Genomic DNA, 17565 nt, shown 5'->3' with positions numbered 1-17565 from the left:
CGGGATCAAAAAGGCTGATGATAAGGTGAAATGTGGCGAAATTGTGTCAGATTTAATGCTGTTCGGTTAATTCATGGGGCGTAAAGCGCTGATGTGTCAGCGAAAATCAGATAGTCGCTGGCTTGACCGTTGACGAGGGTAAATATATTGGAGAAAGGAATTTGAAGTTGAGAATTGTCCTTTCGAGTGTAAGTTACTTTTCCGTGGCAAATTACTTTGTCTTCAAGCGACCAGGATTCAATGATCTCGTGAGACAGTCCGGAGATAGATTTAAAGAAGCCATCAAGATAATCGCGAATGGCAGCTTTACCCTGGACGATAGGTGCGTTGCCGAATCGAAATCGACACTCTTCAGTGATGAGTTCACAAAAGGTGTCTGTATCACTGTGATCGATGGCGTGAAACAGAGTGATTAAATCGAATGGTTTGGCCATGCTTGGCTCCTGTTGCGCTCGAGGTTGTAAGGAAGCCGCTGATATTTCATGGGTTAGGCCTGGTCTAGAGCGGTGCCCTTAAAAGTCGTGGAGGTAAGATAATGGGGCTGGCCCATTAAAGTAAAGGCCTAAGGTTCAATGAGTTTATGTTCAAAAGCCGATGGTTACTCGCTTTTCGTTGTGATCTAAGGCGGCGTGTTTGATGGCGTAAATATTACTGGATGCTGATTAGTAGAGCGTTGTCTCAGGGAAATCAGTATAAAAAGGGTGGCCGATTGTTCGGCCACCAAGAGGAAAATAGAGTATCGCTTTGATGGGGCGTTCTATCGACTGAGTCGTTCTACGTCCCCGACGTCTCTCGCATGCTGGTTGCGGCTGATCACATACATGCGGACATCTTCAATATCGTCTTCAGACAGTTCGCTGGCAAAGCTGATCATGCCGCGTTCAGAAAGAGCACCATCATGGACAACGGCTTTGAAGGCGCCTTGGTCGAGAGGAATTGCCGAATAGCGAAGATCCGGTAACACGCCCCCGCCGACGGCACCTGCGCCATGGCAATGTACACAGTAGCGATCATAGGTTGCGAAGCCTTTGGCAACTTGTTCCGGTTGGGGCGAAATCGCGCTGCTGTCGGGCAGGTGACGAAAGGCATCGGTCGGCTTGGGTAGACTCGCCTTTCCGTTGAGTTTAAACGTGAGTAAGCGGCTGCGATTGATCGGTTCACCGTCGGCAGAATCACGGGTAAGTGGACCTGTCATGTTCGGGTAGACCCCACCCCAGCCCGCGCTAACCGTGATGTATTGTTCGCCGTCTACGGTGTAGGTGACTGGCGGTGCAACGACGCCGGTCTGAGTGGGGTTCTGCCAGAGTTGTTCGCCACTGGCGGCATCGTAGGCAGCGAGAAAGCCCGTTGCTGTTCCCTGAAAAACAAGATTACCTGCGGTACTGAGAATGCCGCCATTCCAAACGCCAGGATACTGCACCCGCCAGGCTTCTTTGCCTGCGACTGGGTCCCACGCAAGCAGCATACCGTAGGTGGCGTCTTTCACTTGTGCTAACGCATCCGGATCATCGGGGAATGCAGCGACCGTGGTATCAACACCCATATTCACCGTGAGCTTTGAGGGCTTTTGCTGGTTATCGGCCATATAGGGATAGGCACTGATATGAGCCGGAATATAGACAAGACCCGTTTGTTGGCTGAATGACATGGGGTGCCAGTTATGGCCGCCCATCCACGACGGTGTGATTAAAGAGGGTTTGTCGTGTAGCCAGTATTTGGCGGAATCCAAAATTTCTGGGCGTCCGGTTTCCAGGTCAACATGGCTCGCCCAGTTGACCGGTACGTAAGGTTCTGCGGAAAGCAGTTCTCCGGTGCTGCGGTCCAAAACATAGAAGAAGCCGTTTTTTGGCGCCTGCATAAGAACTTTGCGGCGTTCGCCGTCGATCTCCAGCTCCGCCAGAATAATGTGCTGAGTCGCAGTGAAATCCCAGGCATCCATGGGCGTGGTTTGATAGTGCCAGCGATATGCGCCGGTATCAGCGTCGACGGCGACAATTGACGATAAGAACCAGTTGTCACCTTCGCCATTGGAACGTAGGTAAGGATTCCAAGGCGATCCGTTGCCAACACCGAAAAAAAGCAGATTTGATTCTGGATCAAAGGCCATGGAATCCCAAACGGTACCGCCGCCGCCCAGTTTCCACCACTCGCCATTCCAGGTTGCGGTTTGTGCTGCAACGGGTTCTGTTCCCGTTGGATCTCCCGGGCCGCCAGGCACAGTATAAAATCGCCAGACCAGTTCACCCGAGCCAGCGTCGTAGGCAGAGATGTATCCACGTACGCCGTATTCCGCCCCTCCGTTACCAATAAACACTTTGCCATTCGCGATACGAGGTGCACCGGTTATGCTGTATTGCTTGGATTTATCAAACGTTTGAGTGCTCCAGAGTTCGCTGCCATCGCTCGCGTCGAGGGCAATTAATCGACCATCGATGGTTCCCATATACAGTCGACCTTTATCATAAGCGAGGCCCCGGTTGATGGCGTCACAGCAGGCGCGGCCTGCGTTGGTTTTTGGAACCTGAGCATCGTATTCCCAGAGAACTTCGCCGGTAGCAGCATTCAGTGCATGAACGTGATTCCATGCGGATGAGGTATAAAGTCGGCCGTCAACAATGAGCGGCGTTGCTTCTTGAGCGCGTTGTTCTGGTAAATCGAAGTACCAAGCGAGAGAAAGCTGATCCACATTTTCTGCACTAATTTGGTTTAGCGGACTGTAGCGTTGCTCGCTGGTGGTGCGTCCGTGAAGATTCCAATCGCCGTCCATTGAGGATGCTTGAGCGACGGCGGAATCTATTTCTTTTTCATTTTTTGGCGGTGAGTCGGAACAGCTGGCGAGAAGGCTGGCAAGGCCCAATACAATAAGCTGAAACTTTAGTAAGCAAGTAATTTTCTTGCAGTTTTTTGTGATTTCTAAGGCTTCAGAGAGTTTCATTAATCGGTAATCCACGGTTGCTTCTGAACGATATTTGCACATCATCATGATAAATAATAGTTGATAATTCAATTAAGATTTATCATGGTGGTCTGGTTGTTGCAATACTCCAGCCAGACTTGAAAAAGCGTTTTTCTTCGATTGTAGAGGTAGTTCATATGGAAAAGAGCAAGACCAGGAAGCGTTTCTCGACGAAATTCTTACAGGATAAAAACGTGATTTATGCCGTAAGTCTTCCGGCGTTAATATCCTGCGGGAGTGTCTACGCCCAGTCATCCGAGCGGTCTGGTGTTGCTGCTATGATGGAAGAGGTAACCGTTACTGCTCGAAAAGTAGAGGAGGGGCTGCAGGAGGCTCCTCTCTCGGTTACTGCATTTACCGGAGAAGGGCTAGAGGCTCGAGGAATCGAAAATATTGCCGATGTCGGCGCGGTTACTCCTAATTTGAATTATCAAAACAATGCGGGCGCCGGAGGTTCTTCGTCGGTAGCGACGGTCTATATTCGCGGCGTTGGCCAGCGCGATTTCCTTGGGACCATTGATAATGGAGTCGGCTTCTATATCGATGACGTTTATATTGCTCGCACAGTTGGTGCCAACGTTGATTTGATCGACGTTGAACGAATCGAGATTTTGCGCGGTCCTCAAGGCACCTTGTTTGGTCGCAACAATGTCGGTGGGGCCATGGCGATTTACAGCAAGCGCCCCGCGGATGAGTTTGAAGCCTATGCAGATATTACCTACGGAACCGACAACCTGCAGCGCTATAAAGTCGCGGTTAGTGGTCCTTTGGCAGAAGGGTTAAAAGCGAATTTTTCTGCTGTAGACGCATCGCAAGATGGTTATGTGGATCGCCCTTATGGCGGTGATACAGGGGATGATAACCAAACCGCCATGCGTGGGGGTATTTTGTGGGATGGTAATGAAAAATTCGAAGTTCACCTGACCGCTGATTACAGTACCGAAGAGGAAAATGGCCCTGGCTTTGTCTTGGCCGATTCCGGTGCGGATCTTGCGAGCGGTTTCGGGGCTTTCTATAACAACGCGGTGCCTGGCGCTTGTCCTTATCCTGGCGGGCTGACTTCAACAGATCCATCCTGTTTTAACAACCAATGGACATCGAGCGATAGTAACTACGGGACCGCGCAGAATTTTTCAAACACCGATGTATGGAGCACGACGCTGCGCGCCAAGTGGTTCATCAATGACGACCTGACCTTAAAGTCGGTCTCTGCTTATCGTGATTTGGATGCGGAGTTTGCGCGAGACGCCGATAGCTCTCCGCTGTTGGTCACACATTTCTGGGATTCTTTTGAAACTGAGCAGTATTCTCAGGAGTTGCAGTTACAGGGCGCTTCTTTTGGCGGCTCTCTGGAGTGGATCGCAGGTCTTTATTACTTCAAGGAGGAAGGTAATAACATCAATATCCTGGATTTTGCTATCGCCAACTTCTTTAGTGATAACGACTTTTCGACGGAAAGCGAAGCAGTCTATTCTCAGGCGACCTGGCATGCGACTGACAAGTTGGATTTCACATTAGGTCTGCGTTACACGGATGAAGAGAAAACCTTCGACCCCGATCAATATGTGTTGTCCAGTAATATCGGTTATGCGCCGGGAGACTTGATTGTGCCTCCTGGGCTCTACAAAACGTCGGCAACCGAAACCACGCCGATGTTAAACGCGGCCTATCATCTCACCAGCGAATTGATGGTTTATGGAACTTACTCAGAAGGCTTCCGTTCTGGTGGGTTTGCGCAGCGAATTTTTCCGCCGCTGGGATATGTGCCTTCGTTTGAGCCAGAATATGTTGATTCTTATGAGGTAGGTTTCAAATACGACAGTGAATCTATGCCGCTGGTCGTTAATGTCGCCGCGTTTATGATGGATTATACGGATATCCAGGTGGCATCCCAAAGTGAAGGCTATGTTGGTCTCTTTGAGGACAATATCGGCAACGCTGAAATCTCCGGTTTTGAGTTGGAAGTAAAGTGGTCGCTGACCGATACCTTGTTTATGGAATTGGGTGCGGGCTATACCGATGCAAAGTACACGCGCATCGATATTCAACCACCTTTGGTTGCTGCAATTACCACGAACAGCGAGTTTGATCACGTCCCTGAATGGACAGCAAATCTCAGCCTCGCTCAGGATTTCTCTTTCAGTAATGGAAGTTTCATGACGGCGCGCTTTAGTGGCAATTACAACACCTCTTATTACAACGATGTTGCCAATACAGAGTCGATCAAAACGCCAGAAGTTAGTGTTTGGGATTTGACCTTGGGTTGGACATCGCCGGGTGATACTTACAATGTGGATCTTGGATTGAAAAACCTTACCGATGAAGAGTATGTCGTTTCCGGTTATGCAAGCAGTTCGATTGGGCTTCAGTCTCAGGTTTATGATCGTGGTCGCGAGTGGTACGCATCGGTTCGTTACAACTTCTAGGGACCTCTGATTAATTACCTGCGTTGCTAACGCTTTCGTTGAAAAAATACGCATCAGCGCCGATGGCTGCAAGCCGCTGTTGGCGTTGATTGAGATGTAAGAGAGATATTATGAAGCAATACTCACTGACCATTGCCGGTGAATCTGTTGATACCACAGAGAAATTAGAGGTAGTGAACCCGGCAAATGCTCAACCATTTGCCGCTTGTGGAAAGGCAGATGTTGCCCTTGCCGAAAAAGCCATCGTGGCAGCGGCTGATGCATTTCACGGTTGGCAGTCGATCCCCTTTGCTGAGCGGCAGGCATACTGTCATCAGTTGGGGCAGTTGTTGGACGATAATATCGAAGAGCTAATGGGATTGGTTGCTCTTGAAACGGGTAAGCCGCTGCAGGGGTTAAATGGTGTGGGAGCCGGCATGGAAGTTGGCGGTGCGGCCTTTTGGGCGCATTTTACGGCTGATTTAACCTTGCCGGTCGAAGTGTTGCAGGATGATGATGCTGCGCGTGTCGAATTGCGACGTAAACCTTTGGGGGTTGTCGCATCGATCACGCCCTGGAATTGGCCGTTGCTGATTGCGATATGGCACATTATGCCGGCGTTGTTGGCGGGTAATACCGTGGTGATTAAGCCGTCGCCTTATACGCCGATTGCCACGCTGCGCTTTGTTGAGTTGGCAAATCAGGTGCTTCCGGCTGGCGTGCTCAATTCGGTTACAGGCGATGGTGATGTTGGGTCTTTGTTGACCTCGCATCCATTGGTCGCGAAGGTGGTCTTTACGGGATCTACCAAAACCGGGCGCGCCATTATGTCTTCGGCGGCGTCTTCTTTGAAGCGTTTGACACTTGAGTTGGGTGGAAATGATGCGGGAATTGTTCTGCCCGATGCAGATATTGATCAACTTTTGCCTTCGCTGTTTGGTTGTTGTTTTCACAACAACGGTCAGACCTGTGCTGCACTAAAGCGTTTGTACGTTCACGAATCTCGCTATGAAAAAGTGTGTTCAGGATTGGCGGCGTTGGCACGAGACGTTGTGGTGGGCGATGGTTTGGAGTCGGGAACAGAATTGGGTCCCGTACAAAATGCGGTGCAGCTAAAGATTGTTGAGGATCTCGTTGCAGCTGCTGTTGCAGATGGTGGTGAAGTTCTTTGTGGTGGTCAGCGGCTCGATCGCAATGGCTATTTTTACCCGCCGACAATTGTTGCAGGTCTCACCAATGGTTCTCGCCTTGTAGATGAGGAGCCTTTTGGCCCTGTTCTGCCAGTTGTTAAATACACATCAATTGATCAGGTTATTGCGCTGGCTAACGCAAGCGATGCTGGGTTGGGTGGGTCGTTGTGGACATCCAATCCTGATTCGGCAGTACAGTTGGCTGAAAAGCTGCAATGCGGCACCGTGTGGATAAATGATCATGGTGCGGTACAGCCCAATATGCCGTTTGGTGGCGTTAAGCAGTCAGGGATGGGGGTTGAGTTTGGCCTTGAGGGCTTAAAGGAAATGACGTCCTGTCAGTCGGTGTGTATCCGCAAGGGAAATTCTTGACGGTTGAATGCCTCAGCCATTACTGGGAGGCATGTTTTCAAATAATTTTTCAAGTATTTCATTGAGTAGGTGAAGTTGACCGTCGGTCAGGTCTTCATAGATGCCTTCAAACATCGGACGCGTGGTTTCGAGAATGGTTTGAGTGGCTTCAACGCCTTCAGGAGTGATAGTGACAATGGTTACTCGTGCATCATCTTCCTGTTGGCTAATGTCGACCATGCCCTGGTCTTTAAGTTTGTAAACGGTGCGGGTAATCGTAGGTAGTCGACTAGCAGCGTGATGGGCGATCTCGGAGACGCTTTGTGGCCCCAATTCTTTTAGGACCGCTAATGTCCGCCAGGAGGTGATGGTCATGCCGATTTTTTTCAGTTGCACTTCCATGTTGTGGGTGTAGCGATTGGCCACGCGGGTGATCCAATAAAAGGGAAAATTGTTGGAGCGAAATGGTTTTGCGCTGGGACGATACTTATCGAGTGAATTGTTTTTTTCTCTGACCATATGACTTCTTTCCGGTGGGAGATTACGCATTTTACTGTTGCTGAAGGGAATATCTAACGGTTTCCGCCGGAAGTCCAGTAGAGATTGTGATAACGATAAAGGGTGGTCGATTTGTGATCGTTATTACTTGACTTTTCAAGTAATAAAATTGAATATGAATCTGTGCTCAGGAGGTGTTTATGGGGATGGAAGTTTGGACAGCACGCTGTTCATTAGGTGGCAGCGGAAAGACGGTGGGAATAAAAGATTCCATCGACATTGCAGGAATTCCTACAAGGTGCGGAAGTGCAGCCGTCGCTCCAATTGCTGCTGATCATCATGCAAATGTCGTTGAGCTTTTGTTGCATGCAGGTTTTTCAGTTGTAGGAAAAACAAACCTTCATGAACTCGCCTTTGGTATGACCGGCGTCAATGGATTTACCGGCACGCCGGTAAATCCAAAGTTTCCAGAGCTTATTGTCGGGGGATCTTCGAGCGGTTCAGCCGTCGCCGTGGCAGCAGGTGATGTCGATATTGCTATTGGCACGGATACAGGAGGCTCTGTGCGCCTACCCGCAGCTTGCTGTGGCATCTTCGGATTTAAGCCCAGTTTTGGGCGGGTGAGCCGCAAAGGTGTTTTACCGCAACAGTCTTCATTGGATTGCGTGGGCATATTCGCCCGCACAATGGAGGATCTCATCGCAGTGGCGAGCGTCATAGATCCCGACTACTCGAAGACACATGACGGTGCTGCCCTTGCAGCGACATCGATCGCATTTTACGGAAATAGTGTCGACCGCTGGATTCTAGATGATATTCATCACGCGCTTGACGCGATAGGTATGGCTCCGAAGTTAGTTGAATTAAATAGTTTTGACGCAGCTTATCAGGCAGGTATGACAATTATCTCTGCCGAGACTGCCAAGGCTTATGAAGATTTAATTGATAAATCCGCACTCGGTATGGATGTGCGCGATCGGTTAAAAAAAGGCCGCGATATCTCTTCGGTTGAGATTGATGCGGCAGAGCGTGTCCGTTGTGATTTTGGTGGAGAGCTCGATCATTTTTTTAAAAAATTCGATCTTTTGATGACGCCTGCTTTGGTTAGTCTGCCGCTGAGCCGACAAGCTGCCCTTGATGGTGCTCAAGATTTGAATTTAAGTCGTATGTTGCGCCCGTTTAATCTCAGCGGTCATCCCGCGCTTATCATTCCTGTGAAAAGTTCATCGGGAAAACCTGTAGGTTTACAGTTGGTTGCGGATCGGGGAAGGGATGCGTGGTTGTGCAATTTGGCCAAACAACTTGTTGAAAATAACAGTGAATATCTGGGAGTGCAAAATGTCCTTGCGTGAATTAGATAAATCCCTTTGGGGAGGCGAGGCAGAATTTGATCGTCTGCTGTTAGATATCCGGGAGCGTCGTCAGGAGTTCGAAAAACAACGTTACTTGTCCCAAGATATTGTGGAACGATTTCGTACGATGGGCGTTTATCGCGCCTTTGTTCCAAAAGCCTTTGGTGGTGATGAACGCTCTCCTGCGGAATTTTTGCAAATGGTTGAGGCTGTAGCCGCGGCGGATGGTTCTGCCGGATGGGTTGCCAGCTTTGGTATGAATCCCGCCTATCTTGGCGCATTGCCCGTCGAGACGATTGACAGAGTTTGGGCCAATGGCCCCGATGTCATTTTTGCGGGCGGTATTTTTCCGCCTAAGCGGGCGGTGCGCACTGATGAAGGCTTTCTTGTGAATGGTCGCTGGCAGTTTGGCAGCGGCTGCATGGGCGCGTCGTTGATTGGTGTTGGTATTCAGCCGGAAGTAAAAGGTGCGTTGCCGCGCATGGCTGTCTTGCCGAAAGATAAGGTAACCATTGACCAGGATAGCTGGGACGTGCACGGCATGACCGGTACAGGCAGTTTTGATCTCGTCGTGGATAATGTGATTGTTCCCGAAGAGTGGACGTTTATTCGGGGCTCATCCCCCAATTTGGATGGGCCTTTTTTCCTTTATCCCACCTTGTCATTTGCAGCACAGGTGTTGTCGGTGACGACGGCGGGAATCGCCAGAGAAGCCTTGGATCTCATCTACGCCATGAGTGGCAATCGAGTCTCTGTGACCGGTGCGCCAGACATTGGTGATCGGCAGTATGTGCAAAGTTCAGTCGCGAAGGCGGAGGCGAGACTGCAGTCTGCTCGAGCATTCTTTTATGACTCAACAGACGCCGCATGGGAGAGTATTCTCCGGCAGGGAGAGGTTCCGCCCCATCAGGTCAATATGTTGCGGCTTTCGACCAGTCATCTCACTCATGAGTGTGCCGAGGTGACTCGCATCGCTTATAAGCTGGCAGGTATGACCAGCGCCTACTATGGGCACCCACTTTCACGGTGTTTCCGCGATGTTCATCTCGCAACTCAGCATGCGTTTATGGGTGAAATTACCTTTCAAAACGCTGGTGCCATGTTATTCGGCAAACAGCCGCTTCCTGGATATCTCTAATATCGTTAAAGCTTAATTTACGGAGACAGCATTATGTCATCAACGTTACGAGTCTTGTTTTGTATCGGAATCAATCAAAATTTTATGGATGCTCCCGCTGAGGAGATGAAAGATGTGTGGCAGGCGTTCAGCGCCATGATGAAAGGGATTGATGAATTACCAGGAGTGACCGTGCTGGGAATTATGGATGACGATCGTATTCAGGTCGGCCCCTCTCCAACCGCGCCCTGGACCTGCTACATCATGGCGGATGTCCCCAACTACGAAACCGTTGTAGAAGCCTGTAATTTTTTCCGCACGATTCCCGTTGGTAGTGGTGAATATAAACTGTGGAAATATGCCCGTGTTGAAGCACGTATTGGACGCGAGCTACAGGTTCCTGAGTAAGCACTATGTCGACGGATGAACTGCAGGCGGTGTTAAAGCGATTGCAAGCTCTCGAAGATGGGCGGCAAGTCAGCGTGTGTATGCATACCTACATGCGACTGTGTGACGACCTCAACGAACAGACGAACCTGCAATCTTTGCTTGCGTTATTTACTGATGGTGCGATTTGGGAAGGCGTCGGTGAATACTATCGCAAGCGTCTAGGGCGTTACTGCGGTATCTCCGAGATCGAGGCAATGTTTGCTCGTTACACGCGCCCGCCAGCACACTTTAGCTTTAATTTACACATTCTCGGTAATGAAAAGATTGTCGTTAAAGGTGATCGTGCTGAAGGGGAGTGGGTTCTGGTGCAGCCGTCGGATTTTACCGAAGGTGGGTCGCATCTTAATGCAGCGTTAATCACTGCCGATTTTTGCAAAGAGCAGCAAGATTGGAAAATCAGTCATTTTAGAACAAGAAATTTATTTAGCCGAACGGTTGCTCGCCGTTGGCAAGAGGGAGAGGCGGTTCCCGTACCGTCTCAAGACCCGTGACAGGAGTAAATTATGAGTGATGTCATCGCACGATCCGGCAGCAGCGTAGGTGATCTTGTTCAGGAAGATCGAGTTCATAAGTCTCTGTACAGCGATCCGGAAATTTTCAACGAAGAGTTGGACAAGGTATTTAACAACACTTGGGTGTGGGTCGCTCATGAAAGTGAGGTTCCCGAAAAAGGCAGTTATAAAACCGCCATGATTGGTCGGCAGCCGGTCATCGTTGTGCGTGACCGTAAAAATACTATCCACGTACTGCAAAACCGTTGTCGCCATCGTGGTGCCACCGTCTGTGAAGGCAAGCGTGGAAAAACGAAAGCGTTTACCTGTCCCTATCACGGCTGGGGCTATGCGCTTGATGGTGAATTGCGAGCGCTGCCAAAACCTGAAGAGTATGACGGCATTCTGGATAAATCAGAATTCGGTCTGGAGCATCTGCGCCACGACAGTTATCAAGGGATGATTTTCGCAACCCTGCGAGACGACATTGAGCCGTTGTCCGATTTCCTGGGTGGTGCTAAAAAATGGATCGACCTGTTTATGAAGCAGGGCGGCGGCTATCCCGTCAAAGTACTTGGGGATCACCGCTTTCGTTTTCCCGGCAATTGGAAAATACAGCTAGAGAATACTACCGACGCTTATCACTTTCCGATCGTTCACAAATCCTTTATTTCATCCATTGATGAAGAAGCCCAGGACGTCTTTGATTTCTTAGATGGCGATGGCTTTGTCGAAGACCTTGGCAATGGACACAGCGTCATGGTGATGATTCCAGACCTGGTGGATCTGGAAGAGAATTTAGAGGCTCCGATTCCCGAGCGTTTCGCCGATCTGGCGCAGCAGCTGAGGGATGAAGGTCAGTCAGAGGATGCCGTACGCAAGCTCGTGCGCGCCGTTGGTGGTACTGGATTTAATCTGAATCTGTTTCCCAACGTGGCTTGTTCCATGGCCTTTTTTCGGGTGCTAACGCCGGTCACCGTAGATTCTACCGAAATTCATCACGTCGCCATTGGCGGTGATGGCGCGCCAGAGCGCTTTAATCAGCAGCGTTTACGCTTGCATGAACATTTCCAGGGGCCAATGGGTTTCGGGACTCCGGACGATGGCGAAGCCTGGGAACGTGTGCAAAAAGGCGCGATGGCGGGCACCGATGGGTGGATTATGGTCAATCGCGGAATGAGTAAATTAAGTACATCTGTCGATGGCAATGTAAAAGGTGCGGTGTGCTCCGAAACCGGTATGCGCGCCGCTTACCGTGAGTATTTGAAGTGCATGACAGAACAGGAGGTCTGCGAATGAGTCTGGTCGAGTTGACGGCGGAGGTCACCACCTTTCTTGCCATGGAAGCAGACATGCTGGATTTCAAGGAATATAACGCCTGGTTGGATCTGTGGGATCCCGAGGGAATCTATATCGTGCCCGTTGATCACGATGCCGACGATTTTTCAAAAGTGTTAAACGTTGCCTTCGATGACGCCGAAATGCGCAAAATGCGGGTACAGCGGTTGACCAGTGGAGAAGCGGTGTCGACCAGTTTGGTGCGTCCTACGGTGCGTACGCTGTCGCGAGTTCGTGTCCTAGACAGTGATGGTGATCAAATTCATGTGCGAGCAGCGTGTTGTTTGTTTGAAGACAATAAAAACGGTATTCGTCAGTTTCCTGTTAATTTGGAGTATCGCTTAAAGCGGCACGGCGCAAGTTTTCTGATACTTGAAAAAATCGCTCGGGTTATGAAGTCCGACCAGCATCTTACCACCATCAGTTATTTGTTCTAAGGAGCCGCCATGAACCGAGTCGCCGTTATTACTGGGGCAGCTAAAGGAATAGGTCTCACTCTCGCAGAGGCGCTTTTTCAGGCTGGGTATCGAGTACTTTTGACGGATGTTGACGCCGTTGCTCTTGGCGCCGCAGTGGATCACTTGGGCGGTGCCGATGAGAGATTGGCGACCTGCGTTCTTGACGTTCAGAAAAAGCAGGATTTTGTCGATGCGCTGCAACACTGTCTTCAGTCATTCGGCACTTGTCATGTGTTGATTAACAACGCAGCAATGACACCAACGACACCTTTGCTAGAAATATCTCCGGAAGAATTCAGTCAGGTGGTGGACGTTAATCTCCGGGGTACTTTTTTAGGTTGCCAGGTTTTTGGTGAGCATTTCGCAAAGGCGGGTTTTGGTCGAGTGATCAACATGGCGTCTCTTGCTGGGCAAATGGGGGGAACAGCATCTGGGGCTCACTACGCGTCGTCGAAAGCGGGAATCATCACATTGACGAAAATTTTCGCACGTCAGTTTGCCAGTGAGGGCGTGACTGTCAACGCGATTGCGCCGGGGCCGGTGGATGTCGACTCAATTACCGAAAAAGTCTCTGCGGAAAAGTTAAATCAGATTATTGAGACCATGATTCCGGTGAAAAAGCTCAGCGACCCACAGATGATTGCATCGATGGCGCTGTTGTTGGCCAGTGACGCCGCTGCGACCGTTACGGGGGCGACCTGGGACGTCAATGGCGGCATCTACATGCGCTAGGCGGAGAGGATTTATATGAACGAATTGACACACTTAACCGTAGAAGTTGCCGCGCGATCCGACATTGACGGGCGTATTGCCGTTTTGGATTTAGTGCCCTTGTCTGGTCAGACATTGCCGCCATTTACAGCCGGTGCACATATCGATGTTCATATTGATACTGATCTAATTCGCCAATATTCACTATGCAATGCGCCGTCAGATCGCAATCTCTATCGGCTCGCCGTGATGGAAGAGCCTGCTTCACGAGGAGGTTCACGGGCGATCTTTCACGATTTTCACATTGGAAAGCGCATTACCATCAGTGAGCCACGAAATCTCTTCGAGCTAAACCAATCATCTGGGCGGGTGGTTTTACTTGCCGCTGGAATAGGGATTACGCCGATCTATTCGATGGCACAGCAGTTGTTGGCTGAGCGGCTGGATTTTGAGCTTCACTACTGTTTGAAGGAACCCGGCACGGGTGCGTTTGAAGACGAGATTAAATCGTTGCTCGGCGAGCGTGCAAACTTTCATTACAGTCGTGTGGCTGGCGGCGGTCGTTTGGATTTGAAGCAGCAGTTGATGCCTATGGATCCGGAGCTGGCGCTCTATATTTGTGGGCCTGCAGGGTTTCTGGAATGGGCTAAAGAGACAGCGCTTGCTGCTGACTATCGCCCTGAACAGATTCACTACGAGTACTTTAATGTTGAGGTGGAATTGTCGGGCGGTGCCTTCGAAGTCTACTGCAGCGACAGCGATATAACGGTACAGGTGGGCGAAACAGACACCATTGCGGGCGCCTTAAAAGCCGTCGGTATCAAAGTAGCCGTGTCTTGCGAGGAGGGCGTCTGCGGCACCTGCATTACTGATGTTCTTGAAGGTGAACCAGAGCATCGTGATCACTTTCTATCGGAAGACGAAAAAGAAGATAACGACCAGATTGCCGTGTGCTGTTCTCGCGCCAAGAGTAAGCGTCTGGTTCTGGATATTTAACTCAGCTGTGGGATAACAAGATGCCGATCGTTCGTATTGAAATGATGGAGGGTCGCACTGGCGACCAGAAAGAAGCTCTGATTCGAGAGGTGGCCGTGGCGGTTATGCGTTCGATCTCAGCGCCAGAAGAAAACATTACGGTGACCATCCAAGAATTTCCAAAGCAGCACTGGGGTTTGGGTCGCCTGCCGGCCGATAAAGCAGGCCGCTGACAGTTGTTTAACCAGGAACAAGGGAAAAGATTATGACGGCAAGCGTGTTTGATGCTCGGGATTTTCGCCGTACTCTGGGGCAGTTTCCAACCGGTGTTACGGTTGTAACAACATTGACCGAAACCGGTGAGCCAGTCGGCGTTACGGCGAGCAGCTTTAACTCCGTTTCTGTGGATCCACCACTGATTCTTTGGAGCATCGATAAGCGCTCGTTCAGCTGTCCGATATTTTCCAAGGCGACCTATTTCGCGGTAAATGTTCTGTCACGCGATCAGTTGGATTTATCCAATAAGTTTGCGGGACGAGGCGAAGATAAGTTCAATGGGGTCGAATACCAATCTGGAGTCGGAGGCGCGCCCATTTTTGCTGACAGTGCCGCCCGCTTTGAATGTCGCACCTGGCAGGTCTACGAGGGTGGCGATCATCTGATTATCGTTGGGGAGGTTGAGCATTACTGGCGCAATGAGGGTAACTTACCGCTGGTCTTTGCTCGCGGTGGTTATGCCGTGTCGATGCAACACCCAGCGGGAATGTCCCGAGAGATACAATCTGATCGCAGTGAGTTTCTGTCCAGCTATTTGTTGTATCTGTTGCGCAGTGCTTATGCCTGCTATTCCTCCAAGCTCTATCCTCTATTATCGGAACACTATCAGGTGTCTCCCGAAGAATGGCGAACATTGACGTTAATGGCCGTTACACCGGAAATATCATTGGAAGTACTTGCCGACGATACTGCGCAGCCGCTGGCCGAATGTCAGGAAACCATCAGCTGGATGGTGTCCAAAGGGTGGGTAGAATTTGATCCAGCATCCACCCAGGTTGCAATCACGCCGCTAGGGAAGGAATTGTGCGGAAAACTGTTGGATTTGGCTGAGCAGCATGAGCAGGAAATTCTCAATCACATTCCCGTGAGTAATGCTCTTGAACTCAAAGGAAATCTGAAAGCCATCGTCGATGCTCTGGTGTAGCATTTAATCAACGTCTCAGGATGTGCCCATGTCTGCAGTTACAGGCGGTTCAACGCTTGATGGTAATGCCATTGCCCATGTCATCGACAGCAAACCGTTATCGATAAACCAGTGGGCTATTTTAACGGTGGCATTGCTGCTTAATATGCTTGATGGCTTTGATGTTGCTGCCATGGCCTTTGCCGCACACGGTCTTGGTGAGGAGTATGGTATTGCTCCCCAGGCGATGGGTTTACTGTTCAGCGCCGCTCTTGCGGGAATGATGCTCGGCGCAATGTTTCTCGCGCCCCTGGCGGATACCGTCGGGCGTCGCCCTCTATTGCTGAGTTGTGTGTTGGGGATAGGGATTAGCATGCTGGCGGTGACCCTGACCCAATCATTCGCGATACTGGTTTTACTGCGGTTTATCACCGGGTTGGGTGTTGGTGGCATGCTCGCGGGGCTGACGGCCTTGGCATCTGAATATACCCCTGCAAGGCTTCGCAGCTTGGCCATCGTGACCATGACAGCAGGCTACCCGCTCGGCGTCAGCATCGGTGGTTTGTTTGCCGCACCTTTGATTCCTGAGCAGGGCTGGAGAATTGTTTTTCAAATTGGTGGTCTTGCCACCTTGGCTATGGCAGTGGTGATGTTTTTTATGTTGCCAGAATCGTTGCAGTTTCTGGCGAACCGCGGCACAAAAGCTGCGAGACAGAAAATGACTAAGATAATGGCCAGCCTCAATATCCACGAACTGGCGGCCGTCAATATACAGCCCAGCACGACGGCGGCGCCTACCGGTGGTATTTCGCGCATAGGACGATTATTTGAAGCCGATCTCCGTTGGAAAACGTTGAATCTCTGGCTGACATTTTTTCTGTGTTTTGTCAGTCTCTATTTCCTATTGAGTTGGATTCCAAAACTGTTAGTGAATGCGGGTTTGTCCGAATCATCCGGCGTTCTTGCGTCAACGGCCTTCACCGGTGGAGGTACGCTGGGCATTATTATCCTTGGATGGCTCGCGACCTATTTTTCTTTATCGAAAGTGATCAGCTTCTTTCTTGTGCTTGCTGGGATCGGACTGGCGCTGTTCGCCTGGTTTGATGGGTTGTCCATCTTATTTTTCTCGCTCGCTATCATCGGCTTTTTTCATGCAGGTGGCTTTACCGGACTCTATGCGGTGGCAGCAAAAATGTATCCCGCCGAAGCTCGAGCGACAGGTATCGGATGGGCGATTGGTTTAGGCAGGTTTGGGGCGGTGGTCGGCCCCTACGTGGGTGGTGTGATGATTGCTGCGGGAATCAGCCTCGAAAATATTCTGCTGCTTTTTTCAATCCCTATGGTGGTAAGCGGCCTGTTAGCTTTGCCCTTGAAGATCCGGTAAATATTCACCGGATAGAGCGCAGTTATATTGATTTTTCTCAGGTCAAACCTGCGTTGCCAATGCTGTTGTTTTAAAAAAGCGATTTATAGCGGTGCGCGTCATTCAGAGGATCCCAGTTCTAACGTACGCGCCTCGATTTTATCCAGCAGTTTTAGAAAGGTGTCCTGCTCTCGCTCGGAGAGAGCTTCGCTGATTAGGTGCCCAGTATCCAGTCGTTTTTCAGCAATGCGATCGTGAACGCGCGCGCCTTCTTTTGTAATAAACAATTTGACGATGCGTTTATCAGAGGCCGATCTTTGTGTTCCCAGCAACTTTTGGTCGAGCAATGTTTTTACTGCCCGAGAGATGGTGGATGGATCAATTCGTGTTGTTTCTACCAGTTCTTTATGTGTCATGTCTCCGCAGGAGCCCATGGTCGAAATCACTCGCCACTCTCGCTCTCCGAGAGGATAACCAGAATCTTCCAACAGCTTGTGTAGATGATCGCCGACAGCGGCAATGTGTAAACCAGCCCGCATTAACCGAAATGGCAGGAAGGTTTGGAGATTCAACGGAAATTTAACGGGTTCGCTCAGTGTCTCGCTGTTTTCGTTTTGAGTATTCGTTGCTCTGAGATTTTTCTGTGGTCGTTTTGGGTGCATAAGTGGCCCCTCATCTGGTTTTAATCCCTAGAATACACTCAGTTTCTGCAAGAAAAAAAGCCACTCTT

Annotated in this window: 17 protein-coding genes; 13 read left to right on the top strand and 4 right to left on the bottom strand. The window is 50.2% G+C overall.

Features of this window, described 5'->3' with window-relative positions; genetic code table 11:
• Positions 1-71: 71 nt before the first annotated feature.
• Together ACXAFR_RS07840 and ACXAFR_RS07835 are read right to left on the bottom strand one after the other, a co-directional pair.
• Positions 72-434: a nuclear transport factor 2 family protein gene (locus ACXAFR_RS07840; protein WP_475175009.1), complete on the bottom strand. Its 363-nt coding sequence runs from the start codon at positions 432-434 to the stop codon at positions 72-74.
• A 323-nt stretch (positions 435-757) separates the two neighbouring features.
• Entirely contained in the window at positions 758-2935 is a 2178-nt protein-coding gene (locus ACXAFR_RS07835) for a PQQ-dependent dehydrogenase, methanol/ethanol family (RefSeq protein WP_475175005.1), read from the bottom strand.
• A gap of 215 nt (positions 2936-3150) precedes the next feature.
• On the opposite strand from ACXAFR_RS07835, the gene ACXAFR_RS07830 reads away from it, so the two are divergent.
• Together ACXAFR_RS07830 and ACXAFR_RS07825 are read left to right on the top strand one after the other, a co-directional pair.
• Complete coding sequence (locus ACXAFR_RS07830; RefSeq protein WP_475175003.1) at positions 3151-5382, top strand: TonB-dependent receptor; 2232 nt, start codon at positions 3151-3153, stop codon at positions 5380-5382.
• Between the two features lie 110 nt (positions 5383-5492).
• Entirely contained in the window at positions 5493-6923 is a 1431-nt protein-coding gene (locus ACXAFR_RS07825) for an aldehyde dehydrogenase family protein (protein ID WP_475175000.1), read from the top strand.
• Positions 6924-6935: 12 nt separating this feature from the next.
• Here the strand turns inward: ACXAFR_RS07825 and ACXAFR_RS07820 are convergent, their stop codons facing one another.
• On the bottom strand, positions 6936-7421 hold the full coding sequence (locus ACXAFR_RS07820) for a MarR family winged helix-turn-helix transcriptional regulator (protein WP_475174998.1): 486 nt from the start codon (positions 7419-7421) through the stop codon (positions 6936-6938).
• A 179-nt stretch (positions 7422-7600) separates the two neighbouring features.
• On the opposite strand from ACXAFR_RS07820, the gene ACXAFR_RS07815 reads away from it, so the two are divergent.
• The 11 genes from ACXAFR_RS07815 to ACXAFR_RS07765 are packed head-to-tail and all read left to right on the top strand — an operon-like array spanning position 7601 to position 16856.
• Entirely contained in the window at positions 7601-8752 is a 1152-nt protein-coding gene (locus ACXAFR_RS07815; RefSeq protein ID WP_475174991.1) for an amidase, read from the top strand.
• Positions 8739-9890, top strand: a complete 1152-nt coding sequence (locus tag ACXAFR_RS07810; protein ID WP_475174988.1) for an acyl-CoA dehydrogenase family protein — start codon at positions 8739-8741, stop codon at positions 9888-9890. The genes ACXAFR_RS07815 and ACXAFR_RS07810 overlap by 14 nt, the downstream gene beginning before the upstream one ends.
• Before the next feature lie 33 nt (positions 9891-9923).
• Complete coding sequence (locus tag ACXAFR_RS07805) at positions 9924-10277, top strand: IacB protein (protein WP_475174986.1); 354 nt, start codon at positions 9924-9926, stop codon at positions 10275-10277.
• A 5-nt stretch (positions 10278-10282) separates the two neighbouring features.
• A complete protein-coding gene (locus ACXAFR_RS07800) occupies positions 10283-10810 on the top strand; it encodes a nuclear transport factor 2 family protein (RefSeq protein ID WP_475174983.1) in 528 nt (175 codons plus the stop codon).
• Between the two features lie 12 nt (positions 10811-10822).
• Complete coding sequence (locus ACXAFR_RS07795) at positions 10823-12109, top strand: aromatic ring-hydroxylating oxygenase subunit alpha (protein WP_475174980.1); 1287 nt, start codon at positions 10823-10825, stop codon at positions 12107-12109.
• On the top strand, positions 12106-12585 hold the full coding sequence (locus tag ACXAFR_RS07790) for an aromatic-ring-hydroxylating dioxygenase subunit beta (RefSeq protein ID WP_475174974.1): 480 nt from the start codon (positions 12106-12108) through the stop codon (positions 12583-12585). The genes ACXAFR_RS07795 and ACXAFR_RS07790 overlap by 4 nt, the downstream gene beginning before the upstream one ends.
• A 9-nt stretch (positions 12586-12594) precedes the next feature.
• Positions 12595-13338 (top strand): SDR family NAD(P)-dependent oxidoreductase, encoded by a 744-nt coding sequence (locus ACXAFR_RS07785; RefSeq protein WP_475174969.1) that lies wholly within the window; start codon positions 12595-12597, stop codon positions 13336-13338.
• Positions 13339-13353: 15 nt separating this feature from the next.
• Complete coding sequence (locus tag ACXAFR_RS07780) at positions 13354-14313, top strand: PDR/VanB family oxidoreductase (RefSeq protein ID WP_475174961.1); 960 nt, start codon at positions 13354-13356, stop codon at positions 14311-14313.
• A gap of 20 nt (positions 14314-14333) precedes the next feature.
• Positions 14334-14525 (top strand): 2-hydroxymuconate tautomerase, encoded by a 192-nt coding sequence (locus ACXAFR_RS07775; RefSeq protein ID WP_475174958.1) that lies wholly within the window; start codon positions 14334-14336, stop codon positions 14523-14525.
• A 32-nt stretch (positions 14526-14557) separates the two neighbouring features.
• Entirely contained in the window at positions 14558-15493 is a 936-nt protein-coding gene (locus ACXAFR_RS07770) for a flavin reductase (RefSeq protein WP_475174955.1), read from the top strand.
• 28 nt (positions 15494-15521) lie between these two features.
• Entirely contained in the window at positions 15522-16856 is a 1335-nt protein-coding gene (locus ACXAFR_RS07765; RefSeq protein WP_475174952.1) for an MFS transporter, read from the top strand.
• Between the two features lie 98 nt (positions 16857-16954).
• Here the strand turns inward: ACXAFR_RS07765 and ACXAFR_RS07760 are convergent, their stop codons facing one another.
• Complete coding sequence (locus tag ACXAFR_RS07760) at positions 16955-17497, bottom strand: MarR family winged helix-turn-helix transcriptional regulator (protein WP_475174948.1); 543 nt, start codon at positions 17495-17497, stop codon at positions 16955-16957.
• Positions 17498-17565 lie beyond the last annotated feature (68 nt).

It is taken from the genome of Pseudomaricurvus sp. ABR4_320, from assembly GCF_056159445.1.
This window is presented reverse-complemented; position numbering and strand designations above follow the sequence as displayed.